Origin of the sequence: Micromonospora sp. RTGN7 (assembly GCF_033804645.1) — a bacterium.
Lineage (GTDB): Bacteria > Actinomycetota > Actinomycetes > Mycobacteriales > Micromonosporaceae > Micromonospora.
Map to the genome: position 1 here is coordinate 211,268 of NZ_JAPZLF010000005.1, position 23,888 is coordinate 235,155.

Annotated in this window: 25 protein-coding genes and 1 pseudogene; 10 read left to right on the forward strand and 16 right to left on the reverse strand. The window is 72.6% G+C overall.

Features of this window, described 5'->3' with window-relative positions; genetic code table 11:
• Positions 1 to 8: 8 nt before the first annotated feature.
• From SNR22_RS09630 to SNR22_RS09640, 3 genes are read left to right on the forward strand one after another with little or no spacing between them, the layout of a single operon-like run.
• On the forward strand, positions 9 to 923 hold the full coding sequence (locus SNR22_RS09630) for a homocysteine S-methyltransferase family protein (protein ID WP_413775616.1): 915 nt from the start codon (positions 9 to 11) through the stop codon (positions 921 to 923).
• Complete coding sequence (locus tag SNR22_RS09635; protein ID WP_320066163.1) at positions 920 to 2,491, forward strand: TldD/PmbA family protein; 1,572 nt, start codon at positions 920 to 922, stop codon at positions 2,489 to 2,491. Before SNR22_RS09630 ends, SNR22_RS09635 begins: the two co-directional genes overlap by 4 nt.
• Positions 2,488 to 3,879, forward strand: a complete 1,392-nt coding sequence (locus SNR22_RS09640; protein WP_320066164.1) for a metallopeptidase TldD-related protein — start codon at positions 2,488 to 2,490, stop codon at positions 3,877 to 3,879. The genes SNR22_RS09635 and SNR22_RS09640 overlap by 4 nt, the downstream gene beginning before the upstream one ends.
• Before the next feature lie 9 nt (positions 3,880 to 3,888).
• Here the strand turns inward: SNR22_RS09640 and SNR22_RS09645 are convergent, their stop codons facing one another.
• Genes SNR22_RS09645 through SNR22_RS09655 form a run of 3 tightly spaced genes read right to left on the reverse strand, consistent with a single transcriptional unit; the run spans position 3,889 to position 7,099 of the window.
• Complete coding sequence (locus tag SNR22_RS09645) at positions 3,889 to 4,755, reverse strand: carbohydrate ABC transporter permease (RefSeq protein ID WP_320066165.1); 867 nt, start codon at positions 4,753 to 4,755, stop codon at positions 3,889 to 3,891.
• Positions 4,755 to 5,714 carry a sugar ABC transporter permease gene (locus SNR22_RS09650; RefSeq protein ID WP_320066166.1) on the reverse strand — a complete coding sequence of 320 codons (960 nt, stop codon included), beginning with the start codon at positions 5,712 to 5,714 and terminating at the stop codon, positions 4,755 to 4,757. Before SNR22_RS09650 ends, SNR22_RS09645 begins: the two co-directional genes overlap by 1 nt.
• Positions 5,711 to 7,099 (reverse strand): ABC transporter substrate-binding protein, encoded by a 1,389-nt coding sequence (locus SNR22_RS09655; protein ID WP_320066167.1) that lies wholly within the window; start codon positions 7,097 to 7,099, stop codon positions 5,711 to 5,713. The genes SNR22_RS09650 and SNR22_RS09655 overlap by 4 nt, the downstream gene beginning before the upstream one ends.
• Before the next feature lie 117 nt (positions 7,100 to 7,216).
• Here SNR22_RS09655 and SNR22_RS09660 point away from each other — a divergent pair, with 117 nt between their 5' ends.
• Genes SNR22_RS09660 through SNR22_RS09670 form a run of 3 tightly spaced genes read left to right on the forward strand, consistent with a single transcriptional unit; the run spans position 7,217 to position 10,452 of the window.
• Entirely contained in the window at positions 7,217 to 8,254 is a 1,038-nt protein-coding gene (locus SNR22_RS09660) for a zinc-binding alcohol dehydrogenase (protein ID WP_320066168.1), read from the forward strand.
• Positions 8,255 to 9,073: a sugar phosphate isomerase/epimerase family protein gene (locus SNR22_RS09665; RefSeq protein WP_320066169.1), complete on the forward strand. Its 819-nt coding sequence runs from the start codon at positions 8,255 to 8,257 to the stop codon at positions 9,071 to 9,073.
• 44 nt (positions 9,074 to 9,117) lie between these two features.
• The gene (locus tag SNR22_RS09670) at positions 9,118 to 10,452 is read left to right on the forward strand and encodes an MGH1-like glycoside hydrolase domain-containing protein (RefSeq protein ID WP_320066304.1); all 1,335 of its coding nucleotides are present in this window, start codon (positions 9,118 to 9,120) and stop codon (positions 10,450 to 10,452) included.
• On the opposite strand, the gene SNR22_RS09675 is transcribed toward SNR22_RS09670, so the two are convergent.
• The 3 genes from SNR22_RS09675 to SNR22_RS09685 form a co-directional block, all read right to left on the reverse strand.
• Positions 10,436 to 11,644: a glycosyltransferase gene (locus SNR22_RS09675; protein ID WP_320066170.1), complete on the reverse strand. Its 1,209-nt coding sequence runs from the start codon at positions 11,642 to 11,644 to the stop codon at positions 10,436 to 10,438. The genes SNR22_RS09670 and SNR22_RS09675 overlap by 17 nt on opposite strands.
• Before the next feature lie 167 nt (positions 11,645 to 11,811).
• Positions 11,812 to 12,882: an ACR3 family arsenite efflux transporter gene (arsB, locus tag SNR22_RS09680; RefSeq protein ID WP_320066171.1), complete on the reverse strand. Its 1,071-nt coding sequence runs from the start codon at positions 12,880 to 12,882 to the stop codon at positions 11,812 to 11,814.
• On the reverse strand, positions 12,879 to 13,247 hold the full coding sequence (locus SNR22_RS09685) for a metalloregulator ArsR/SmtB family transcription factor (protein ID WP_320066172.1): 369 nt from the start codon (positions 13,245 to 13,247) through the stop codon (positions 12,879 to 12,881). The genes arsB and SNR22_RS09685 overlap by 4 nt, the downstream gene beginning before the upstream one ends.
• A gap of 93 nt (positions 13,248 to 13,340) precedes the next feature.
• Between SNR22_RS09685 and SNR22_RS09690 the strand changes: the two genes are divergently transcribed.
• Positions 13,341 to 13,844 carry a GNAT family N-acetyltransferase gene (locus SNR22_RS09690; protein WP_320066173.1) on the forward strand — a complete coding sequence of 168 codons (504 nt, stop codon included), beginning with the start codon at positions 13,341 to 13,343 and terminating at the stop codon, positions 13,842 to 13,844.
• A gap of 31 nt (positions 13,845 to 13,875) precedes the next feature.
• Positions 13,876 to 15,273: an FAD-dependent oxidoreductase gene (locus tag SNR22_RS09695; protein WP_320066174.1), complete on the forward strand. Its 1,398-nt coding sequence runs from the start codon at positions 13,876 to 13,878 to the stop codon at positions 15,271 to 15,273.
• A gap of 211 nt (positions 15,274 to 15,484) precedes the next feature.
• Here the strand turns inward: SNR22_RS09695 and SNR22_RS09700 are convergent, their stop codons facing one another.
• Together SNR22_RS09700 and SNR22_RS09705 are read right to left on the reverse strand one after the other, a co-directional pair.
• Positions 15,485 to 15,613 carry a hypothetical protein gene (locus SNR22_RS09700; protein WP_320066175.1) on the reverse strand — a complete coding sequence of 43 codons (129 nt, stop codon included), beginning with the start codon at positions 15,611 to 15,613 and terminating at the stop codon, positions 15,485 to 15,487.
• Positions 15,614 to 15,729: 116 nt separating this feature from the next.
• Entirely contained in the window at positions 15,730 to 15,927 is a 198-nt protein-coding gene (locus SNR22_RS09705; protein WP_320066176.1) for a hypothetical protein, read from the reverse strand.
• A 33-nt stretch (positions 15,928 to 15,960) separates the two neighbouring features.
• Between SNR22_RS09705 and SNR22_RS09710 the strand changes: the two are divergent.
• Both SNR22_RS09710 and SNR22_RS09715 read left to right on the forward strand, forming a co-directional pair.
• A pseudogene (locus SNR22_RS09710) lies at positions 15,961 to 16,326 on the forward strand (Scr1 family TA system antitoxin-like transcriptional regulator); the annotation flags it as partial.
• A 2-nt stretch (positions 16,327 to 16,328) separates the two neighbouring features.
• Positions 16,329 to 16,523, forward strand: coding sequence for a DUF397 domain-containing protein (locus SNR22_RS09715; protein ID WP_320066305.1), 195 nt, complete (start codon positions 16,329 to 16,331; stop codon positions 16,521 to 16,523).
• Positions 16,524 to 16,638: 115 nt separating this feature from the next.
• Here SNR22_RS09715 and SNR22_RS29360 read toward each other — a convergent pair whose 3' ends face one another.
• The 8 genes from SNR22_RS29360 to SNR22_RS09755 form a co-directional block, all read right to left on the reverse strand.
• Positions 16,639 to 16,905 carry a hypothetical protein gene (locus SNR22_RS29360; RefSeq protein WP_413775614.1) on the reverse strand — a complete coding sequence of 89 codons (267 nt, stop codon included), beginning with the start codon at positions 16,903 to 16,905 and terminating at the stop codon, positions 16,639 to 16,641.
• Between the two features lie 111 nt (positions 16,906 to 17,016).
• Positions 17,017 to 17,904, reverse strand: coding sequence for a polysaccharide deacetylase family protein (locus SNR22_RS09725; protein ID WP_320066177.1), 888 nt, complete (start codon positions 17,902 to 17,904; stop codon positions 17,017 to 17,019).
• On the reverse strand, positions 17,901 to 18,611 hold the full coding sequence (locus SNR22_RS09730; RefSeq protein WP_320066178.1) for an isochorismatase family cysteine hydrolase: 711 nt from the start codon (positions 18,609 to 18,611) through the stop codon (positions 17,901 to 17,903). Before SNR22_RS09730 ends, SNR22_RS09725 begins: the two co-directional genes overlap by 4 nt.
• 109 nt (positions 18,612 to 18,720) lie before the next feature.
• On the reverse strand, positions 18,721 to 19,878 hold the full coding sequence (locus SNR22_RS09735) for an acyl-CoA dehydrogenase family protein (protein ID WP_320066179.1): 1,158 nt from the start codon (positions 19,876 to 19,878) through the stop codon (positions 18,721 to 18,723).
• 91 nt (positions 19,879 to 19,969) lie between these two features.
• On the reverse strand, positions 19,970 to 21,376 hold the full coding sequence (locus SNR22_RS09740) for an MmgE/PrpD family protein (RefSeq protein ID WP_320066180.1): 1,407 nt from the start codon (positions 21,374 to 21,376) through the stop codon (positions 19,970 to 19,972).
• Positions 21,373 to 22,209, reverse strand: a complete 837-nt coding sequence (locus tag SNR22_RS09745) for a CoA ester lyase (RefSeq protein ID WP_320066181.1) — start codon at positions 22,207 to 22,209, stop codon at positions 21,373 to 21,375. Before SNR22_RS09745 ends, SNR22_RS09740 begins: the two co-directional genes overlap by 4 nt.
• Complete coding sequence (locus tag SNR22_RS09750) at positions 22,206 to 22,706, reverse strand: MaoC family dehydratase (RefSeq protein WP_320066182.1); 501 nt, start codon at positions 22,704 to 22,706, stop codon at positions 22,206 to 22,208. The genes SNR22_RS09745 and SNR22_RS09750 overlap by 4 nt, the downstream gene beginning before the upstream one ends.
• A complete protein-coding gene (locus tag SNR22_RS09755; RefSeq protein ID WP_320066183.1) occupies positions 22,703 to 23,878 on the reverse strand; it encodes a CaiB/BaiF CoA-transferase family protein in 1,176 nt (391 codons plus the stop codon). Before SNR22_RS09755 ends, SNR22_RS09750 begins: the two co-directional genes overlap by 4 nt.
• Positions 23,879 to 23,888 lie beyond the last annotated feature (10 nt).

Here is a 23,888-nt window from a genome sequence, read left to right on the forward strand (position 1 = left end):
CACCGATGGTGCAACGGACGACCGACCAGGCCAGGATCCTGCTCGACGGTGGAGTGGCCACCGAGCTGCAACGCGCCGGCATCCCGGTGACACCGCCGTGGTGGACGACCCGGGCGCTGCTCTCCGACCAGCGGCGGCAGGTGCTCAAGGGGGTGCACGAGCGGTTCCTGACCGCCGGCGCCGACGTGGTCACCGCCAACACCTTCCGCTGCAACCTGAGCACCCTGCAGGCCGCGGGGTTGGAGGACGCCGGGCTGGGCTGGATGGTGCACGCCGCCGTGGGGGTGGCGCTGGCCGCCCGCAACGCCGCCGGCACCGCCGGCACCCGGGTGGTCGCCTCGGTGGCGCCGGTGGCCGACGCGTACCGCCCGGACCTGGTGCCGGACGACGAGACCCTGCGCGCCGAGCACCGGTGGCTGGCCACCGAGCTGTCCCGGGCCGGGGTGGACACGGTGCTGGTGGAGACGATGAACACCGCCCGGGAGGCGCGGATCGCCCTGGCCGAGGCGCTGACCGCCGGGGCCACGGCCTGGGTGAGCTTCGTCTGCGGCGACGACGCCCGGCTGCTCTCCGGCGAGCCGCTGGCCGACGCCGCCCGCGCCGTCGAGGCGGACGGCGCGGCGGCGGTGCTGGTCAACTGCACCGACCCGACCCGCACCGAGGAGTGCCTGCGGGCGCTGCGACCGGCGGTGTCCGGGCCGATCGGGGCGTACCCGAACATGGAGGACCGCGACGGCGGCGGGCCGGTCGACGCGTTCCCGCCACTGCTGGAGCCGGCGGCGTTCGGCGATCTGACGGCGCGCTGGTGCGAGGAGTACGGGCTGACCCTGGTGGGCGGCTGCTGCGGCACCACGCCCGCGCACCTGGCCGCGATGTCCGACCTGGTCGGGGCGGGTCCCGCCCCGACGGCGGGGCGGCGGTGAGCGGCGTCCGCGCGGCGGCCGGGCCGGGCGCGCCCACCCGGCGGGCGGGCGCCGGGGCGGATTCGGCGCGGATCGACCCGTCGTTCCTTGCGCTGCCGCTGGCCGAGCTGGCCGGCGCCGCCCTGGACCGGGCCCGGCGGCTCGGCGTGGGCCACGCCGCCGTGCGCGTCGCCCGCACCCGGGCCCGCCGCCTGCTGCTGCACGACGGCCGGCTGCGGGGCAGCCAGGACACCACCGAGCTGGGTCTGAGCGTGGGCGTGCTGCACGGCGGCGCGCGGGGCTTCGCGGCGGTGCCCGAGGTGACCCCCGCCGCTGCGGCCTCCGCCGCCGAGCGGGCGGTGGCCGTGGCCCGGGTCTGCCGGGCCGCCGGCGCGGAGCCGGTGGAGCTGGCGCCCGAGCCGGTGCACGCCGACCGCCGCTGGTCGTCGCCGTGCCGGATCGACCCGTTCGCCGTGCCCGAGCCGGAGGCGGTGGCGCTGCTCGCCAGCTGGAGCCGGCGACTGCTCGCCGCGCCGGTTGTCGCCCACGTGCTGGCGAAGGTGAGCGCCGTGCGGGAGACCACCTGGTACGCCGACACCGCCGGCACGAGCGTCGTGCAGCAGCGGGTCCGCGTCCACCCTCAGCTCCTCGTCGTGGGCGCGGGGCCCGACGGCGGCAGTGCCACCCTGCGTACGCTCGGGCCGCCCACCGCCCGGGGTTGGGAGTACCTGGCGGACTCCGACGGCTGGGACTGGGCGGCGGAGCTGGCCGAGCTGCCCGAACACCTGGCCGGCAAGCTGCGTGCCCGCCCGGTGCGGCCCGGCCGGTACGACCTGGTCATGGCCCCGTCGCACCTCTGGCTGACCATCCACGAGTCGGTGGGGCACGCCACCGAGGCCGACCGGGCGCTCGGCCACGAGATCTCCTACGCCGGCGGCACCTTCGCCACCCCGGCGGACGTCGGGTCGCTGCACTACGGCTCCGAGCTGATGACGGTCACCGCCGACCGCACCGACCCGCACGGGCTGGCCACCGTGGGGTACGACGACGAGGGGGTGGCCGCCGGGTCGTGGACCCTGGTCCGGGACGGCGTGCTGACCGGCTTGCAGACCGACCGGCACACGGCGGTGCGGCTGGGCGCGGACCGCTCCACCGGCTGCGCGTACGCCGAGTCGGCGACTCACGTGCCGATCTCCCGGCTGCCGAACGTCTCGCTCCGCCCCGCCCCGGACGGGCCGGACACCGCCTCGCTGGTCTCCGGGGTGGAGGACGGCATCCTGTTGGTCGGCTCGGACAGCTGGTCGATCGACACCCAGCGGCGTCGGTTCCAGTTCACCGCCCAGCGGGCCCACCGGATTCGGCGTGGCCGGCTGGACGGGCAGCTCGCCGGTGTGGCCTACCAGGCCGGGACCACGGACTTCTGGGGCTCGCTGGTCGCCGTGGGTGGGCCCGGCACCTACCACAGCTTCGGCGCGGACCTCTGCGGAAAGGGCCAGCCGGTGCAGGCGGCGGCGGCCAGCCACGGCTGTCCCACGGCGGTGTTCCGGGGTGTCCGGGTGGTCGACACCGGCGCGGAGGGGGCACGGTGAGCGGCGCGGAGCTGGCCGAGCGGGCCCTGGCCCACGCCCGGCACGCCGACGACGCGCTGGTGGTCGTCGACGAGACGGCGGCGGCGGAGCTGCGGTGGGCGGGCAACGCGCTGACCACCTCGGGGGAGACCCGGCACCGCCGGCTGACCGTGGTGGCGCTGGCCGGTGGCGCGGCCGGGACGGCGGCGGCGGTGGTCAGCCAGGGCGGCGCGCCCGACGACGGCGAACTGGCCGCGCTGGTGGCCCGGGCCGAGAGGGCCGCCCGAGGCGGCGAGCCGGCCCCGGACGCCGCGCCGCTGCTCGCCCCGCCGGCTGGGCCCCCGCCGTCCTGGGCGGACCCGCCGGTGGAGGTGCCGGTGCGACGGCTGGGCGGGATCGCCGCTGGGCTGGGCATCGCGTTCGCCGAGGCCCGCGCCGCCGGGCGGGCGCTGTACGGGTACGCCGAGCAGCGGGCGACCACCACCTGGCTGGCCTCCTCCACCGGCCTGCGGCTGCGCCACGCCCAGCCGACCGCCGTGCTGGATGTGAGCCTGCGCGACGCCGGCGGTGCCAACTCCGCTTGGGCCGGGCTCGGCGGCGTCGACCTGACCGACGCCGACGTGCCCGTGCTCGCCGCGGGGCTGGCCGGCCGCCTCGGCACCGCCCGCCGCCGGCTGAGCCTGGCCCCCGGCCGGTACGAGGTGCTGCTGCCGCCGTCCTGCGTCGCGGACCTGATGCTGCACCTGTACCTCAACGCCGGTGCGGCCGACGCCGCTGACGGCCGGACCGTGTTCGGTGCCCCGGGCGGGGGCACCCGCGTCGGCGACCGGCTCACCGCCGCGCCGCTGACCCTGCGCAGCGACCCGGCCGAGCCGGGGCTGGCCTGCGCGCCGTTCGTGTTGGCCCGGGTCTCCGGCTCGGCCAGCAGCGTCTTCGACAACGGCCTGCCGCTGGCCGGCACCCGGTGGATCGCTGAGGGTGAGCTGCGGGCGCTGGTGCACACCCGACACTCGGCGCGGTGCGCCGGCCAGCCGCCGACCCCGCAGGTCGACAACCTCGTGCTGGAGGGCCCGCCGGGCGGCCGGTCGCTGGCCGAGATGGTTGCCGGCACCGAGCGGGGGCTGCTGCTGACCTGCCTGTGGTACCTGCGCGACGTCGATCCGCGCACCCTGCTGCTGACCGGCCTCACCCGCGACGGGGTGTATCTGGTGGAGCGGGGCGAGATCGTCGGCTCCCTGCCCAACTTCCGGTTCAACGTCAGCCCGGTCGCCCTCCTCGACCGGGTGGTTGAGGTGGGGGCGACCGAGCACACGCTGCCCCGGGAGTGGGGCGACTACTTCACCCGGATGGCGATGCCGGCGCTGCGGGTGGCGGACTTCGCCGTCTCGGAGGTGAGCCCGGCAGTGTGAGCATCCGGGTCATCCTTTCTCCGCGCCGCTGGTCAGCCCCTCGGTGAGCAGCCGCTCGCTGGCGAAGAAGAGGAGCACGATGGGCAGGGTGAGGATGACCGAGCCGGCCATCAGCACCGTCTTGGGCACCTCGACGCCGTCGGCGAGCAGCGACAGCCCGAGCGACACCGTCCAGCGGTCCGGCTTGTCGACGAGGAAGAGCAGGGCGAAGAGGTACTCGTTCCAGGCGATCATGAAGTCGTAGAGGGCGACCGCCATGATCGACGGGGCCGCGAGGGGCAGGCTGACCCGGCGGATGATGCCGAGCCGGCTCGCCCCGTCGATCGCGGCGGACTCCTCCAGGCTGATCGGGATGGTGTCGAAGTAGTTCTTCAGCATGTAGACCGAGACCGGCAGGGTCTGCGAGATGTAGACTAGGACCAGCCCGAACAGCGAGCCGCGCAGCCCGGCCCGGGTGAAGACCACGAAGAGCGGGATCGCGATGACGATCGACGGGAAGAGGTAGACCGCCAGGAACAGCGCGTTGACCTGCCGGCGGCCGAAGAACCGCAGCCGGGACACCGCGTACGCGCCGGGGATCGCCACGACCAGGGTCAGCGCGGTGGCGGCGAGGGCGACCAGGCCGCTGTTGCGGATGAAGGTGAGGAAGCCCTGGCCGCCGTCGTCGGCGGCCCTGAGCACCTCGGCGTACGTGGCGACGGTGAGCTCGCCCAGCGGCACCAGCAGCGTGCCGGGATGCAGCAGCAGCTGCTCGATGGGGCGCACCGAGAGCACCAGCATGTACCAGAACGGCAGCACGGTGATCACCAGGAACCCGGCGATCACCGCCCGGCGCAGCCAGCGCAGGGTCACCGTCTCGATCCGGTCCCGGTCCATCATGTCTCCCTCCGGCCGGCGAAGAAGCGCAGGTACAGCGCGACGAAGGCGAGCAGGACGACGGCCAGCACGACGGCCTGGGCAGCCGCCGCGCCGACGTCGGTGCGCGCGGTGAGGAACTGGTAGACCCGGATGCTGACCACCTCGGTCCCGGCAGCCCCGCCGGTGAGCAGGTAGACGTCGTCGAACTTGTTGAACGTCATGATGAAGCGCAGCACCCCCAGCAGGGCGATCACCGGCATGAGCTGGGGCAGCAGGATGTGCCGGAAGCGCTGGGTGGGGGTGGCTCCGTCGACTCGGGCCGCCTCCTCCAGGTCGCCGGGCACGGCCTGGAGCCGGGCCAGCAGGAACAGGAAGGCGAACGGGAAGTATCGCCACGCCTCGAAGGCGATGACCGTCCACAGGGCTGTGGAGTCCTGGGACAGGAACGGGATCGGGTTGTCCCAGCCGAGGAACCGCCTGCCCCAGTCGTTGACGATGCCGAGCTGCGGGTCGAGCATCACCTGCCAGACGAACGCGACGGCGACCACCGGCGCCACGTACGGCAGCAGCATCGACGCCCGGACCAGGGTGCGTCCCCGGAACGGCCGGCGGACGACCAACGCGGCGACCAGGCCGATCAGGATCGAACCGGTGGTGGCGCCGAGGCTGTAGAGCAGGGTGGTCCAGAGCGAGTCGGCGAAGCCGGGGGTGTGCACCACCCGGTCGAGGTTGTCCAGGGTGAACTCGCCGAACAGGCCGGTCTTGCGCAGGGTGGCCAGGCGGACCCGCTGGAAGGCCAGCAGGACGGTCCAGACGATCGGGATGCCGACCACCGCCAGCACGACGAGCAGGGTGGGGGCGACCAGGGCGATCCCGGCCCGGGACTCACGCCGGCGCAGGGTGAGCGGGCGGCGCCCGCGCCGGGCGGGGCGCTCCCGTTCGGGGGAGCGGCTCGGGCCGGGCGCGGTGGTGGTCAATTGACACCCGCCTTGATCGCTTCGACGTCCTTCTTCGCCCGCCGGGCCGCCGCCGGGGCGTCGGATTTCCCGGAGACCACGTCGGCTAGGGCCCGGGGCACCGGCAGTTCGCCGAGGATCGCGCCGACCAACGCGCCCTGCCCCTGGGTGATGCCCCAGCGTTGGAAGCTGTCCGGGCTGCGGCGCAGGTTGGCGAGGACGTCGTCGCCGTACACCTGGGCCAGCGGCTGTTTGCGGTCCACGCCGGCCTGGCTGGCGTTCCAGGCGGTGAGGAACTTCTCCGGGTCGTCGGCGGTGCCCTTGCGCACCGGGAACCGCCCCTCGGGGGACATGCCGAACCAGCGCGGGTACCCGTCGCCGAGCATGAACTGGACGAGGGACTTCGCCGGGTCGGCCGCCCCGTCGAGCACCGCCCAGGAGCTGATCTCGCCGTACTGGGCGGGCTCGGCGGCGTTCGGGCCCTTGATCCCGGTGACGAAGCCGCTGTTGCGGGCGAGGAACGTCGGGTCGGTCCGGCACTGTGGGCAGGTCGGCTTGGCGTCGTCGCGCAGCCCGGCCAGCTCGTCGAGGATGAACGGCGACCAGATCAGCATCGCCGCCTTGCCGGCGAAGTAGGTGGCCCGGGTGGTGTCGACGTCCTGCGCGCCCTTCACGGAGGAGGTGCGCATCAGGTCGCCGTAGAACCGGAACGCCTCGACGCACTCGGGGGAGTCCAGCTTCACCGCCCCGGAGTCGTCGGTGAGCTGGCAGTTGTTGGCCAGGGCCAGGTGCTCGAAGGTCTGCTGGGTGAACACGTCACCGGAAGCGGTGGCCGCGGTGATGCCGGCGATCCCGCCGGTGTGCAGCTTCGCCGCGGCGGCGGCGATCTTCTCGTATGTGTCGGGGGCGGGCAGGCCGGCGGCGGCGAAGAGGTCCTTGCGGTAGACCAGCAGTTGCCCCCAGCCGTCGCTGGGCACGGCGAGCTGTTTGTTGCCTTCGGCGGTGAGCTCCAGGGCGCGGGCGGAGAAGGTCTGCCGCCCCAGCGCGTCGACGACCTCGCCGTTCGCGGACGGGTGCAGCAGTTCGTTGCCGGCGAGGGTACGCACGCCGGCCAGCGAGACGGACCCGACCACGTCGGGCAGCTCACCGGAGGCGGCGCTGGTGGCGATCAGGGCCGGGAACTGGTCCTCGTTGATGGTGACCAGGTCCACCTTGGTCCCGGTGCGTGCCGTGAAGTCGGCGATGAGCGCCTTGGTGGCGGTGACCCGGTCGGCCACGTCCTCCAGGCTCCACACGGTCAGCGTCGAGTCGTCGCCCGCCTCGTCGGCGTCGCAGGCCAGCAGGGACACGCCGGTTACTGCCATGATCAGGGCCGAGGCGAGAATCCGCATCGAGGTTGATGGCATCGGTGGCACTCCTCTCGAAGGGTACATGACGGATTCAATACCTTCGATTGATCAATTACAAGACATATGCCGATATTTTGTTCTATGATGGAGCCCAGTGCTACCGGGATGTGACTCATGGTCAACTGGGTTGTCTCACTCGCCGGGCCCCGAAGGATCAGCCTCGAGCCCTGCGCCCCGGATCCGCTCGGCCCCGGTCAGGTTCGCGTCCGCACCTGCTACTCCGGCATCTCCGCCGGCACCGAGCTGACCCTCTACCGTGGCAGCAACCCCAGACTGAGCAAGGACTGGGACGACGCCACCCGGATGTTCGTCCCCCGACAAGCGCCGGTGCCGTACCCACTGGTCGGCTTCGGCTACGAGGAGGTCGGCGAGGTCGTCGAGGTGGCTCCGGACGTCGCCGACCGGCATCCCGGCCAGACCGTCTGGGGCATCTGGGGTCACCGGGCCGACGCGGTCGTCCGCGCCGACGCGGTCCATCCGCTGCCCACCGGCCTCGACCCGCTCGCTGCCGTCTTCGCCCGGCCCGGGGCCATCGCGCTGACCGCCGTCATCGCCGGCGACCTGCACCTCGGCGACTGGGTCGGCGTCTTCGGCCAGGGCGTCATCGGGCTGCTCGCCACCCGGCTGGCCACCCTCTCCGGGGCCCGGGTGGTGGCCGTCGACCGGCTGCCCGGCCGGCTGGGCCACGCCGCCCGCTGCGGTGCCCGGCTGGTCGTCGACGCGAATGCGGAGTCCGCCGCCGTCGCGCTGCGCCGGGCGACCGCCGGCCGGGGCGCCGACGTCTGCCTGGAGCTGTCCGGGGCGTACCCGGCGCTGCACGAGGCGATCCGGGCCACCACCCACGCCGGCCGCGTCGTGGCGGCCGGCTTCTACCAGGGGCACGCCGACGGGTTGGGGCTCGGTGAGGAGTTCCACCACAACCGGATCCAGCTCGTGGCGGCCCAGGTGTCCGGGGTCGACCCGGTGCCCGGCCTGGCCGGCCGGTGGACCGGTGCCCGGATCGCCCACACCTTCATGGACCTGGTGGCCGAGGGCAGCGTCGACCCGCTGCCGTTCGTGAGCCACGTCGTCGACGCGGGCGCGGTGGCCGACGCGCTGGCGTTGCTCGACCGCGGTGACTCCGACGTCCTCCAAGTGGTGCTGAGGTTCTAGATGACCATTCCACTCGCCTGCCAGGAGCAACTGCTCCCCGGCGTCGACCTGATCCAGAAACACGCCCTCGCCGCCGCGCTCGGCTTCGACGGGCTCGAACTGCGCGGCCGGGGCGACCTCTCCTTCGCCCGCCGGCTGCCGGAGCTGCGCCGGGCCCGCGCCGCCGGGGTGGCGATGCCAACCGTCTGCGTCGAGATGGACCACTTCATCGGCGACTTCGACCCCGAGCGCTCCCGTGACGCCGTGGCCAACCTGCGCTCCCAGCTCTCGGTCGTCGCGGAGCTGGGCGGCATCGGGGTGATGACCCCCGCCTCCTGGGGGATGTTCTCCCGCCGGCTGCCGCCGTTCGAGCCGCCCCGCCCGCCGGCCGGCGACCGGCGGCTCCTTCTCGACACCCTCGGTGAGCTGGCCGAGCACGCCCGCGCCGAGGGGGTCACCCTGTTCCTGGAGCCGCTGAACCGGTACGAGGACCACATGGTCAACCGGCTCGACGAGGCGGTGGCCCTCTGCGCGGCCGTCGGCCTGCCCTCGGTGCGGGTGGTCGCCGACACCTTCCACATGAACATCGAGGAGGACGACGTACACACCGCGCTGCGGGCCGCCGCGCCCTACCTCGGGCACGTGCAGGTCAGCGACTCCAACCGGTGCCAGCCCGGTGCCGGTCACCTGGACTGGCCGGCTCTGGTGCGTACCCTGCTGGAGATCGACTACCGGGGCTGGCTGGCCCTGGAGTGTCGGCTGCGCGGCGAGCCGGTGCGGGCGCTGCACCAGGCCACCACCGTGCTCCGGCACGCCGAGCCGAGGCAGGTGGCGGCGTGAGCGCCGGCACCGCCGCCGACGACGCGCCCATGGTCAGCCCAGCCATGGCCCGGGACCTCGGCGCGCTGCGCAGGCTGGCGGTGGCCACCCTCGACGGCAACTGGGAGCACGACCACACCGTCCCGTCGCGCACCCTCTACCCGCACCAGTGGAGCTGGGACTCGGCGTTCATCGCGATCGGGCTGGCCACGGTGCGTCCCGACCGGGCCTGGCGGGAGCTGCACACCCTGTTCGCCGCCCAGTGGGCCGACGGGCGGGTGCCGCACATCGTGTTCAACCCCGCGCTGCGCGCCGGGTCCTACTTCCCGGGACCGGAGTTCTGGAACTCGTCCCTCGGCGCGGGCGCGCCCGCCACGGCCACCTCCGGCATCGTCCAGCCGCCCGTGCACGCCCTGGCCGCCTGGCTGGTATATCGGCGGGCACCATCCGAGTGCGGCCGGGCGGAGCTGGCCCGGCTCTACCCCGCGCTGGTCGCGCAGCAGCGCTACCTGACCGGCCGGCGGGACGTCGGCGGGGCCGGGCTGGCCTGCCTCGTGCACCCGTGGGAGTCGGGGCTGGACAACAGCCCCGCCTGGGACGCGCCGCTGGCCGCGGTGCCCGCCGACGTGGCGGTGATGCGGGCGTACCGGCGGCACGACACCGCCCACGCCGAGGCCGCGCACCGCCCCACGGACCTGGACTACGCCCGGTACGTCGCGCTGGTCGACGCCTACCGCGACGGTGGGTACCGCGATGAGGGGCTGACCTGGCGGCACCCGTTCCTGGTGGAGTGCCCGCTGTTCAACACCGCGCTGGGGCTCGCCGAGCACGCCCTCGCGAGCATCGCCCGCGAGCTCGGCGGCGACCCCGGCCCGCACCGCGAGCGCGCGGCACGGATCACCGCCGCGATCGTCGACCGGCTGTACGACCCGACCACCGGCACCTTCCACCCCCGGGACCTGCGCACCGACCGCCTCGTGCCGGCCCGCACCGCGCTCGGCCTCATCCCGCTGGCGCTGCCCGACCTGCCGTTCCCGCAGGTCGCGTCGGTGATCGCGCAGGCGTGCTCACCCCGGTTCGGCCTGGCCGCGCGGATGGACCGGCCGCTGCCCAGCCACGACCGGACCGCGCCGGACTTCGAGCCGTTGCGCTACTGGCGGGGGCCAAGCTGGTTGAACCTCGACTGGCTGCTGTGGCGAGGGCTGCGCACCCACCACCGGCTCGACCTGGCGGCCGGGCTTCGCGCGTCCATGGTGGACCTGGTTGCGACGGCCGGCTGTCACGAGTACTTCCACCCCGACACCGGTGCCGGCCTCGGCTCACCCGCGTTCGCCTGGACGGCTGCGCTGCTGCTCGACGTCCTCGCCGACGCCTCGGCCGGCCCTACTTCTTTTCGCTGATCATGTCGTGCAGCAGTTGCGCGGCCACCGCCGCTCCGTCGGTGCGGATCGTGCCGGCCACGGCGCGCGCTCGTGCGCCGGCCTCGGCAGTCAGGGCCGTTTTGAGTGCCGCCGACAGGGACTCGAAGGTCGGAACGGGCTCCTTGGCAGTGCCGATGCCCAGTTCGGCCACCCGGTCGGCGTAGCACTGCGTGTCCGGGGAGTTGGGAATCACCACCTGGGGTGCGCCGGCCAGGGCGGCCGTGAACGTGCTGCCTGCGCCGCCTTGATGGACGACGGTAGCCACCCGGCCGAACAAGGCCTGGAGGTTGGTCTCGCCGATGACCAAGCAGTCGTCCTGGCCGTCGATCAGAGTCAGGTCGGACCAGCCTCGGGAAACCAGTACGCGGCGCCCCTGCGCGCGGATCGCCTCGACTGCCAGCAGGGTGGTGTCTTTCGAGCGCATGGGCATGCTGCCGAAGCCCACGTACACCGGTGGCGCGCCGGCGTCCAGGAACGACTCCACCTCGGCCGACAGCGGGCGTTCGTCCGGCAGGAACCACGCGCCGGTCTGCACGACGTCGAGATCCGACGACCCCTGCCACGGCCACAGGACCGGGTCCGCGGCCAGCCACGGCCGGTCGGTGAAGGCATGGTCGCGGACGTTGTCCACCGGGGGCAGGCCGATCGCCACCCGTCGAGTGTTGAGCGCCTCGCCGTACAGCCCGTTCATGCGCTGCGCATCCAGCTCCCAGAGCGCCCGGTTGTCGGTCGTGTCCGGGGGAACCGGCATGTTCGCCACCCACGGCGGCGGGTAGTGCGGCGATGGGAGGCGGATCGGGAGGTAGCACGCGTACACGTAGCAGATGCCCAGTTTCTCGGTCACCGACCGCGCGCCGGCCGGCATCAAGCCGGCTGCCACCAGCGCATCGCATCCCTCGGCCGCCGCGGCGACCGTGTCGAAGTGCGCGGCGACCAACTCGGCCGCGATTTGGGGGCCTGTCGTCGGCTGCGCCACCTTGTTCACCAGCGAGCGCACCGGCGGGCCGAAGGACACCACCGGCACGCCGACACCGGCCAGCAGTTCCGTGCATTCCTCCTCCGGCGGCGCGCACACCCGCACCTCGACGCCGATGTCCTGTAACTGCACCGCGAGGGCCACCAGCGGCTGGACGTCCCCGCGCGACCCGTACGCCATCAACAACACACGCACGTCGCCACCTCCCAATTCCTCAGCAGGTTAGGACAGGCGGGTCCGGCCGGGATCCCCCGTGTTAACAGAAGACCGCGCTGCCTGTTCGGGGCGTCGAGCTTGCAGTCCTCGTACCGCTCGCCGGGAAAGCCCGGTCGGTCACGGAGGTCCCTGCCGATGCGGGCGGGTCAGTGGGTGAAATGGCGGCGAGCCCAGAGCGAGACGTAGACCAGGCCGACCAGGACGGGCACCTCGATCAGCGGGCCGACGACCCCGGCGAGGGCCTGACCGGAGGCGACGCCGAAGGTGCCGATGGCCACGGCGATGGCGAGTTCGAAGTTGTTGCCGGCGGCGGTGAAGGCCAGGGTGGTGGTGCGGGCGTAGCCGAGGCCGACGGCGTGGCCGAGTAGGTACGAGCCGGCCCACATCACGGCGAAGTAGACCAGCAGTGGCAGGGCGATCCGGGCCACATCCAGCGGTCGGCCGGTGATGGCGTCGCCCTGGAGGGCGAAGAGGAGCACGATGGTGAAGAGCAGCCCGTAGAGGGCGGCCGGGCCGATCTTCGGCAGGAAGCGGCTCTCGTACCAGTCGCGGCCCCGGGCGCGCTCGCCGAGGCGGCGGGTGAGCCAACCGGCCAGCAGCGGGACGCCGAGGAAGATGAGCACGTTGCGGGCGATGTCCCAGCCGGAGACGGCCAGCCCGGCACCGGGCAGGCCCAGCCAGCCGGGGAGCACGGCCAGGTAGAACCAGCCGAGCAGCCCGAACGCGAGCACCTGGAACACCGAGTTCAGCGCGACCAGGACGGCGGCTGCCTCCCGGTCGCCGCAGGCCAGGTCGTTCCAGATGATCACCATGGCGATGCAGCGGGCCAGGCCGACGATGATCAGGCCGGTGCGGTACTCCGGCTGGTCGGCCAGGAAGATCCAGGCGAGGGCGAACATCAGCGCCGGGCCGACGACCCAGTTGAGGACCAGCGACGAGACCAGCAGCCGGCGATCGGAGGTCACCGTGTCGAGGCGGTCGTAGCGGACCTTCGCCAGTACGGGGTACATCATGACCAGCAGGCCGAGGGCGATCGGCAGGGAGATCCCGCCGAGCTGCACCGCGTCGAGCGCACGGTCCAGGCCGGGGACGAGCCGGCCGAGCAGCAGGCCGGCGACCATGGCCAGGCCGATCCAGACGGGCAGGAACCGGTCGAGGCGGGACAACCGGCCGACTACCGCCGTCGTCTCGGGGCGCTCGGCGTGGGTGGTGGTCACGGGGCGTCGGCCGGAGGGGCGGCGAGCAACACGGCGAGTTGGCGCAGCATCGCCGGGCGGGCCCGGTACCAGACCCAGGTGCCGCGCCGCTCGGCGTCGACCAGCCCCGTGTCACGCAGCACCTTCAGGTGGTGCGAGATCGTCGGCCCGGTCAGGTCGAAGGCCGGGGTGAGGTCGCAGACGCAGATCTCGCCGCCCTCGGCCGAGGCGATCATCGACAGGAGTTGCAGCCGCACCGGGTCGCCGAGTGCCTTGAACGCCGGGGCGAGCGCCTGCGCCGTCTCGGGCGGCACCGGGCGCTGCGTCAGGGGAGCGCAGCAGGTCGTCACCGCGAGATCGAGCCGGAGAGCTGCTTGCTTCGACATGGGTCTAGGTTGACAGTTGTCTAATCAACGTGCAAGTCTCTGCTTCGACGGACGTCGAGACAGCGACGTCCCCGGCCCGGACGGAGTGCGCTGATGACCGGGATCACCATCCGCCCCATGGCCGCCGCCGACGCGGACCGGGTCCTGTCGATCTACCAGGCCGGCCTCGACGGCGGCGACGCCAGCTTCGAAACCGCCGCCCCCGTCTGGGCGGCCTTCGACGCGGCTCGGCTGCCCGCCCACCGGCTAGCCGCTGTCGACGACCACGATGCCGTGCTCGGCTGGGTCGCGATCTCGCCGACCTCGGCCCGCCCGGTCTACGCCGGCGTGGTCGAGCACTCCGTCTACGTCGACCCGGCCGCGCGCGGGCGCGGGATCGCCCGGCGGCTGCTCGACGCGCTGATCGCCTCCACCGAGGCCGTCGGAATCTGGACCATCCAGGCCGGCGTCTTCCCCGAGAACGCGGCCAGCCTTGCCCTGCACGAGCGGGCCGGCTTCCGGGTCGTCGGCGTCCGCGAGCGGGTCGGCCGGCACCACGGCCGGTGGCGCGACGTGGTGCTGATCGAGCGCCGCAGCCGCGTCGTCGGCTGTTCCTGATTTGCTGACTGTCTAACCGGAGGAGCACCCCATGACCGTCCTGGACGAACTGCCCGTCGTGGTGATCGGCGCCGGCCCGGTGGGGCTCGCCGCCGCCGCGCACCTGCACGAACGCGGCCTCGCGTTCACCGTCCTGGAGGCTGGAGAGAGCGCCGGTGCGGCCGTCCGGCAGTGGGGGCACGTCGCGCTCTTCTCACCCTGGCGGTACGACGTCGACGACGCCGCCCGCCGGCTCCTCGTCGACGCCGGCTGGGTCGCCCCCGACCCGGAGACGCTGCCCACCGGGGCGGAGCTTGCCGACGCGTACCTTCGGCCCCTTGCGGAGCTGCCGCAGCTCGCGCCGCACGTGCGCTACCACGCCCGGGTGGTGGCGATCAGCCGCCTTGGCCTGGACCGGCTGCGCACCGCCGGCCGCGAGCGGGCCCCCTTCCTCGTCCGACTCGCCGACGGCGAGGAGCTGCTGGCCCGCGCCGTGATCGACGCCACCGGCACCTGGGGCACCCCGAACGTGCTCGGCGCCTCCGGCCTGCCGGCCCGGGGCGAGGAGCGCGCCGGGGCGTACCTGGAACATGCCCTGCCGGACGTGCTCGGCGCGGACCGCGACCGCTTCGCTGGCCGGCACACCCTCGTCGTCGGCGCCGGCCACTCCGCCGCCAACACCCTGCTCTCCCTCGCCGAGTTGGCCGCCGACGCGCCCGGCACGCAGGTGACCTGGGCGCTCCGCGCGACCTCGCCGGCCCGCGCGTACGGCGGCGGCGACGCCGACGCCCTGCCCGCCCGGGGCGCCCTCGGCACCCGGCTGCGCGCCCACGTGCAGGCGGGTGAGATCCGGCTGCTCACCGGTGTCTCGGTGCGCGCCCTCACCCCGACCGACGGACGGGTGGCCGTCGCGGTGCGCCGCCCCGACGGCGCGGATGAGTCGGTGACCGTGGACCGGGTCGTCGCCGCCACCGGCTTCCGGCCCGACCACGGCATCGCCGCCGAGCTGCGCCTCGACCTCGACCCGGTGCTCGGGGCCACCCGGGCCCTCGCCCCGCTGATCGACCCCAACGAACACTCCTGCGGCACCGTCCCGCCGCACGGCGTGGACGAGCTCAGCCACCCCGAGCCGGGCTACTTCGCGGTCGGCATGAAGAGCTACGGGCGCGCGCCGACGTTCCTGATGGCCACCGGGTACGAGCAGGTCCGCTCGGTGGTCGCGGCGCTGGCGGGGGACTGGGCGGCGGCCCGGGAGGTGCGGCTGGAGCTGCCCGAGACGGGGGTGTGCAGCAGCGACCCGGCCGACTCGGTCGACGGCGGAGGCTGCTGCGATTCCACTGCGGAGCCGGCCGGCCGGGGGGTGGCCACGGGGTTGGCCGGTGGGTTGCTGGCCACCCCGCTGTCGCTGGTCGCCGTGGACTCTGGTGCCGGCGGCTGCTGCGCCGGCTGATCGCGGCACCGGTGCGATCGGCAGCTTGTTCCAGGAGGCGTGACGGCGGATTCTGTCGTGACGGACTACTTGCCGGCTGCCCGGTGCAGGTCGGCGAGGGTCGATGCGGCGACATCTCGCAGGCGCTGCGTTCATCGGTGTAGCGAGGCGGTTTCAGGCAGGACGAGGCCCGCCCCGGCCGGTCCCGGGGGAGGGGACCGGCCGGGGCGGGCTATCGCGGCGCGCGTACCCAGGACAGGAAGCGGTTGGTCAGGTCGGCCGGCGGATTCGACGGATTCAGCTCCGTCAGGTGCGCGGTCGCCTCTTCTTGGAGTATCGCCAGGTAGAACAGCAAGGCCATGCGGTTGCCCTGGTACTCGGCCAGCAGCGACAGCCGGGCCGGGCCGCACGGCCATGGGGCCCCGCAGCGTCTGCACAACCAGAGGGGCCGGATCGGGAGGTGCGGGATGCCGGGCATCAGCGGCCCCGCAGGTCGCGGATCGCCGGACGGAGGAACAGCGTGAAGCCCGCCAGAAGTGCGCCGCGAAGGTGGTCGTCCATCGGCAGGGCCGGCCACACGGAGCACGGGAACGGCTCACCGTCGGCCTCGCACAGCCACCGGGGGCCCGCCGCGCAGTGCAACTCCAGCACCAGCGGACCGGGAGTCGACCTCACCACCGGCCACCGTTCCCCTGCCACAGCTCCGGGCGGGTGCGCGGCTCGCCGGTCATCGCGATCATTGACGAGGCAGTCTTGCGGCGATCGGCGTACGGCGACCGGAACCTCATGCGCGAGCAGTGCGAACACCTCGCCGAGTACGCACAGCGTCCCTCGGCGCAGGTCTACATCGTGCCAGCCACCGTCGGCATGTACCCGGGTCTCGGCGGCCCGATCATCCTCGCCGAACTACCCGATGGCGGACACGTCGCACACGTCGACAGCCAGGCACGCGCGCAGATCATCAACCAGGCTTCCGACGTTGCTACGCTGGTCCGACGGTGGGAGCGCATTCGCGGCGAAGCCCTCTCCCGGGCACAGTCACTGGACCTCATCAGGGAGGCAGCGGCATCATGAACATGAGCCAGGCGCAATGGCGGAAGAGCACGAAGAGCGGTAACAACGGCGGATCGTGCGTCGAGGTTGCCGACAACCTGCCCGGTGTTGTCCTCGTCCGTGACACGAAGGACCGTGATGGCGGCACGCTGGCCTTCGCGCCGCCCGCCTGGGCAGGGTTCGTGGACCTGGCGAAGAGGCTCGGCCCCGTCGGCTGACGAACGCACGCGCGAACGGCCCTCGGCTATTCGGCCGAGGGCCGTTCGTATGCCGACACCCACTGGTCCCACCGACCGTGGACGGTTTCGTCCTGGCCGCCGACCGGCGGTGGTGTTACTGCGGCACGAACACCCAGGCGAGGAACTCCCCGGCGCCGGAGGTGAACGCCTCGTAGCTGGGTTGGGGCGAGGTGACCGGCGGGCCGCTGACGGCGGCCTGCGCCGCGTCGACGTACCCCGGTCGGGTCAGCCACTGGTGGTCGTGGGCGGTGTAGATGGTGAGAACGACTTGGGAGCAGCGAGCCGCCCACCTTCGATCTGCCTCGGCTCCTTCGTCCTCGCCGCTGCGGGGCTGCTCGACGGGTGCCGCGCCGCCACGCACTGGGCGGCCGCGAACCTGCTGGCCCGCCTGCATCCCGAGGTCGAGGTGGACGCGAACGTGCTTCGTGACCGTGTCGTCTCGCCCAACGTCCGGTAACGGCTGGCCCGGCCGTCAGCGCTCCGCCGCCGGGCGCTGGGCGGTGAACCAGTCGCAGATCTCGCTGCCGGTGAGGAAGATGGTGTCCCCCCGATTCGACAACTCGTCCAGGATGCGGTCGAAGTACCGGATCCGGTGTGGCACCCCGACCATGTGCGGATGGATCGGCAGGGTGAGCACCCTCGGTTCGAGCGCCGCCTCGGCGGCGAGCACCTCGACGGTCTCGGTAAATCGCCGGTACATCTCGTCGGAGGAGTGTTTCTCGGTGGCGTAGATGATGCTGTCGTTCAACTCCAGCGAGTACGGCAGCGCGACCAGTGGTCTCGGCTGGGCCGCCAGCCAGACCGGAACGTCGTCGATCACCCAGTCACAGGTGTAGTCGACGCCGGCTGCGGCCAGCAGGTCGGGAGTTCTGAAGGTCTCCTGGAGGCCGGGACCGAGCCATCCCCGGGGTCGCCGGCCGGTGAACTCCTCGATCTTGCGCAGGCATTCGTCGATCACCACGCTCTCGTCCGGTGCCGACGGCAGCGCCTGCTGGTGCAGACCATGGGCGATGAACTCCCAGCCGGTGTCCCGTAGCCGCCCGGCCGCCTCCGGATAGGCGTCGATGACGGCGGCGTTGAAACTGACGCTGGCCGGCAGCCCGCGACTGGTGAGCGCCGACACCACCCGGGGTAGCCCTCGGCGCATGCCGTACTCGGCCCAGCTGTAGTTCGGCACGTCCGGGATGTGGTCCGCACCATGCGGGCTGCCCAGGAGCTTACGGGGCATCGGGGCGTCCAGCGGCCAGTGCTCGACGTTGAGCACCACGTGCGCGATCAGCCGCTTGCCGGGGGCCGGTGGTTGCAGCCCGGCGCCGCTCTCGCCGTACGAGTAGGCGATCCGTGGTGTCGTGGGGGTCATCGCCGCTCCTGTGCGCTCGACCAGATCTCGATGATGTCGGCGGCGGGGCCGACTGTGGCGTACCGGTGTCGGGCGGTGTCCAGGGTGGCCTGGTGCAGTGCCATGTCCCACGACGCGCAGGCGTCTTCGGGGATGACCACGTAGTAGTCGTGGCTGAACGCCTCCCGCGCGGTCGCCTCGACGCAGGCGTTGGTGGACACACCGGCGCAGATGACGGTCGACCGGCCGAGGCTGCGCAGCACCAGATCGAGGTTGGTTCCGGCGAACCCGCTGTAGCGGTACTTCTTCACCCGGATGTCGTCCTCGGCCGGGGTGAGTTCGTCGATCACCTGCTGCCCCCAGGATCCGTCGACGCAGATGTCCACGACGGAGAAGCTCGCCCGGCTGCGCGCGTCCAGCCACGGCCCGGAGTCACTGGCGTGGTCGGGCAGGGTGGTGTGTGACACATAGATGACCGGCACCCCGGCGGAGTGGGCTGCGTCGATGAGCCGGCGTTGCACCGGTACCACGGCCCAGGCCGCGCCGGCGTCCCGGCCGCCCCGGACGATCGTCTTGCCCGCAGGGTGCAGGAAGTCGTTACTCATGTCGATGATCAGCAGCGCGGCACGGTCGGGACGTATCTTCTCCGGCAGCGTGCTCAGTACGGTCGGCCGCCGCCGGTCTCCGAGGGTCGGGTCGGGCGTGGATGCCGGATTGGGGTCGGTCATGCGATCGTCTCCTGGTCCGTGTCCTCGCGGTGGCGCTGGCCTGCCGTGACCTCAAGGACGCTGCCGAAAGGGTGCCCCGGGGCGGGCGGAGCCGCCGACCGGGCACGCTTCAGCTCTGGCTCCGCTGCCGGCTGATGAGCTGGCGGGTGATGACGTTGCGTTGGATCTCGTTGGTGCCCTCGCCCACAATCATCAGCGGCGCGTCCCGGAAGTACCGTTCGATGTCGAATTCCGTCGAGTACCCGTAGCCGCCGTGGATTCGCAACGCGTCCAGGGCGATCTGCATGGCGGTCTCCGAGGCGAACAGTTTCGCCATCCCCGCCTCCAGGTCGCAGCGCTCGCCCCGGTCCAGGCGTTCCGCCGCATTGTGCAGCATCAACCGAGCCGCGGTGAGCTTGGTCGCCATGTCCGCGAGGTAGTTCGAGATCGACTGGTGTTTCCAGATCTGGACACCGAAGCTCTCCCGCTCCTGGGCGTAGCGCAACGCGTCCTCGAACGCGGCCCGGCCGACCCCGACGGCCCGCCCGGCGACCTGGATCCGGCCGATCTCCAGGCCCCGCATCATCTGGACGAACCCGCGTCCGGGCACACCACCGAGCACCGCGTCGACCGGCGCCCGGTAGTCGTCGAAGCTGAGTTCACAGCTCTCCACACCCTTGTAGCCGAGCTTGGGCAGATCGCGGGAGACGTCGAAGCCGGGCCCCTTCTCCGCCAGCAGAACGCTGATCCCGGTGTGCGGCGGCGTGGCCGTCGGGTCGGTCTTGCACAGCAGCGCGACCAGGTCGGACCGGCGCGCGTTGGTGATCCAGGTCTTGGAACCGTTGACCACGTACTCGTCGCCGTCCAGGCGAGCCACCGTGCGGAGGGCCTGGAGATCTGATCCGCCCCCGGGCTCGGTGAGCGCCATCGTCGCGCGCAGTTCACCGGTGGCCATCCGGGGCAGGTAGCGCTGTCGTTGCTCCTCGGTGCCGTAGAGAAGGATCAGCTTGGCCACCACGGTGTGCCCGCCGATCACGCCGGCCAGCGACATCCAGCCCCGGGCGAGCTCTTCGGTGACCATCGCGTAACAGACGGTGGAGACGCGGACCTCGCCGTACGGCTCGGGGATGGTCAGGCCGAACATCCCCATGGTCGCCATCTGCTTGATGAGGTCCTCGGGGTAGACGTTGTCGTGTTCGAGGTCTCGGACGACCGGCTTGACTTCGCTGTCGACGAAGTCCCGCACCAGGTCCACAATCGCCCGTTCCTCGGCGGAAACTAAGAACAACGTGATCTCCTTCGCCCGGCTCGAGTATCCATAAAATAATATATTTTCTGACTGGTCAGGGCAAGAGCCCACCGGGCCGGACCTGCGGCGATCATTGCCGGGCTGCTCCGGCGCGACCCGGCCCGCTTCTACCGGGCAGCACGGCGGCGAGCTGCCCCAGCCCACCCGCGGTGGGCAGGTTTGCCACGGCCGCCAGCCCGGCGGCGATCTCGGCCCCGGTCAGGCCCGCCCGCTCGAACAACCGGCCGGCCTTGGCCTCGATCTCACCGGCGGTCATGGGTGACTCCGGATCGCCCTTGGTGTCCCGGACCTGCTCGCGGTACCACCGTCCCCGGTATGCCGCCGACACCCGCGCCCCCCAACTCGACGGGTACGCCGACGCGTACGGTTCCCCGCTGGCCACCCGCACCCGGGCCCGGATCGCCGCCAGGTCGGGATCACGCAGGGCCGGCGGGGCCACGTCGTCCAGGGATGGCTCCCCACCCGCCAGCGCGACAGCCACCAGGTGCTGGACCGAGAACAACGCCTCCGGGGTCGACGCCGGCCGGGGCTGATCGGTGAAGCCCAACGCCTCCGGGTAGGTGACGACCTCGATCTCCTCGACTTCCCCGGTGGGCACCCCGTCCGCCACCAGGCGCCCCCGCAGCCGAAGCGCGGCGTCCACGGCGGGGTGCGCGTGCCGGCAGCCCGGCCACGGTTTGAGGGAGGTCTCGCTGATCTTCCACTCGGTGCCGCCGGGCCGATTGACGGCCTCGGGCTCGGCGTCCGGACAGCTTGCCGCGAAGAGGCCCAGCTCTCCCTCAAGAATGTGCCGTGGACCGGTCAGCCCCAGGTGGGCCAGCCGCGCCGCGCGTAGTCCGGCGCCGGCCGACTCCCCGACGTGGACCAGCTTGGACATCGTCCGTTCGAGGCGGCAACGCCACAGACCACCGGTACGGCTGCCCGCGTTGCCGAGGGCGTCGACCCACTGACGGTCGGTCAGCTCCAGCAGGCTCGCGCCGACTGCCGCGGCCCCGAACGCGCCACAGGTGCTCGTCGGATGGAAGTACCGGTAATGGGTGGGCCCGGTCGCCTCACCGACCCGGATCATCACCTCGTACCCCCGCACCACGGCGTCGAGGAACTGCGCCCCGGTCGCAGCCTGTCGTTGGGCCATCGCCAGGGCCGCCGCGATCACCACCGGCCCGGGATGCAGCCTGGCCCGTCGATGGGTGGCGTCCATCTCCAGCACCAGAGCCAGCCCCGCGTTGACGAACGCGGCGGTCGACTCGGCCCGTTCGCCGTACCCGATGGCCCACGCCGGACCGTCGTCGGCGGAGGCGGCGAACGCGGTGAGGATGCTGCCCTCCTCGGTGCCGAGGCCAGCCGTCGCGGTCGCGATCCAGTCGAGTACGTGCAGCGCGGCGATCCCGCGCGTATCCGCGTCGACCGGACGGCGCACCTCGGCGACCAGTGCCTCCGTCAGCGACGGATCGCCCAGTTCGCCGATCTCAGTCACCGTGCCTCGCCCACGGCGGCACGGTGCGCGGCCAGGATCCGCTCGGCCCGGAGCCGGACGGGCAGGTCCACCATCTCCGCGCCGACCCGGGCGGCCGACGACCCCGTGTCGGTCGCGGCCAGCACCTGCCTCGCCCAGGCAACCCGGTCCGCCGAGGGCCGCAACGCGCGATGCACCGGGGGAATCTGCCGGGGATGGACACAGAGCTTGCCGGTGAACCCCAGTGCCCGAGCGCGCTCGGTGGCGGTGAACACCTCCCGCTCGTCGTCGAGCCCGGCGCTGACCCCGTCCACGGGACCGGACAGGCCAGCCAGTCGGGAGGCGATGACCAACTCGGCGCGGGCCGACAGCAACGGCTCCCACGCCTCCTCAGCCCCGAGGTCCAGGGCCAGGTCGACCGTGCCGATCGCCAGCCGGGCCACCGCCGGGGCAGCCGCGACCTCACGGGCTCGGGCCACCCCCCGGGCGCTCTCGATCAGCGCGAGCACCGGGACCCCGAGCCGGTCGCCCACCAGCTGGAGTACGTCCGGATCCTCAGCCTTCGCGACCACCACGGCGGTGAGCCCGGGTACGCCTGCCAGGGCGCTCAGGTCATCGGCCTGCTCCGGACCGGCGTTGATCCGTACCGCGGCGGCACCGGTGCCGCGCAGCCAGTCCCGGACCCACTGCCGCGCGGCCGGCTTCTCCGGCCCGCTGACCGCGTCCTCCAGGTCGAGAATGACCTCGTCAGCCCCAGCCGCGACGGCCTTGCCGAAGCGGTCGGGACGGGACCCGGGCACGAACAGCAGGGTCCGGGCGGTCTCCACCGGTCGCCGCGTGCCGGTGGTGTTCACGCGGCGACCGCCGGTGCGGGACGCCGCGGGCCGTGTCCCCGCCGGTAGACCAGCAGGGTCCGGCGGAAGGTCACCACGACCGTGCCGTCCTGGTTGTAACCAGTCGTGCGGACCTCGACAACGCCCACGTCAGCGCGCGAACTCGACGGTCGGACGCCGAGTACCTCGGAGCGGGAATAGAGGGTGTCCCCCTCGAAGACCGGATGTGGCATCCGGACCTCGGCCCACTCGAGGTTGGCGAAGACGTTCTGCGACACGTCGGTGACGGATTGGCCGGTGACGACCGACAGGGTCAGGCACGAGTTCACCAGCGGGCGGCCGAACGCGGTCTGGCTGGCGTAGTGGTGGTCGAAGTGCAGGGGAGCGGTGTTCTGGGTGAGCAGGGTGAACCAGGTGTTGTCCGTCGAGCTGATGGTGCGCCCCAACGGGTGCTCGTAGATGTCCTCGACCTCGAAGTCCTCGAGGAACCGGCCGGTCCAGCCGGGTTTGACGGTCATCGGGGAGCCTCATCGGTACTCATCTGCGCGATCTCCTCATCGGTGAACCCCAACTCGGCCAGCACGGTGCGGGTGTGCTGGCCGAGGGCGGGCACCGGATCGACCCGCACGTCGATCTGCGCCGAGATGACCGGGGGCAGCAGGGTCCGCACCTCACCGCCCGGGGTCGCCACGTTCGTCCACCGGTTCCGCGCGGTGAGCTGCACGTGGTCGAGGAAGTCCGTCACGGTGTTGACCGTCGCGTTGGCGATCCCGGCCCGGTCGAGTCGGGCCGTGAGCTCGGCGACGGTGAACCGCTTCATCGACCTGGCCAGCTCCTGGTCGAGGTCCGCCCGGTGGGCCACCCGATCGGAGTTGCTGTCGAACCGTGGATCGTCGGCCAGGGCCGGCGCTTCGAGGACCTCGAAGGCGAAGCGACGCCACTCACGCTCGTTCTGGACGGCGAGCTGGACGGTGCCGTCGGCGACCGGGTACGGGCCGTACGGCGCGATGATCGTGTGGTGGGCGCCGAACCGGCGTGGGTCCGTTCCGGTGTGCTGGGCCATCAGCGCGGGCTGCGACATCCACTCGGCGAGGGCGTCGAAGAGCGAGACCTCCAGCGCGCAGCCCTCGCCGGTGCGTTCCCGACGGTAGAGCGCGGTCAGGATGCCGCTGTAGGCGTAGACCCCACCGGCGATGTCGGCCACCGAGATCCCCACCTTCACCGGCGTCTCCGGGGTGCCGGTGATGGAGAGCAGGCCGGTCTCGCACTGGATGAGCGCGTCGTACGCCTTGCGGTCACGCCAGGGGCCGCCGTTGCCGTAGCCGCTGATCGAGCAGGTGATCAGCTCTGGCCGGTCGGCGCGCAACTCCTCGACCGCGAAGCCGAGCCGGTCCACCGCCCCTGGGGCGAGGTTCTGCACGAACACGTCCGCCTGGGCGAGCAGTCGACGCAGCGCGGTTCGGCCGCCCGGTGACTTGAGGTCCAGGACCACCGACTCCTTCGAGCGGTTCAGCCAGACGAAGTAGCTCGCCTGGCCGTGCACAGTTCGGTCGTAGCCCCGGGCGAAGTCACCCTCAGCTCGTTCGATCTTGATCACGCGCGCGCCGAGATCGGCGAGCTGCCGGGTGGCGAACGGAGCGGCAACGGCCTGTTCGAGTGAGACGACGACGAGGCCATCCAGAGGGAGCACGGGTCCTCCT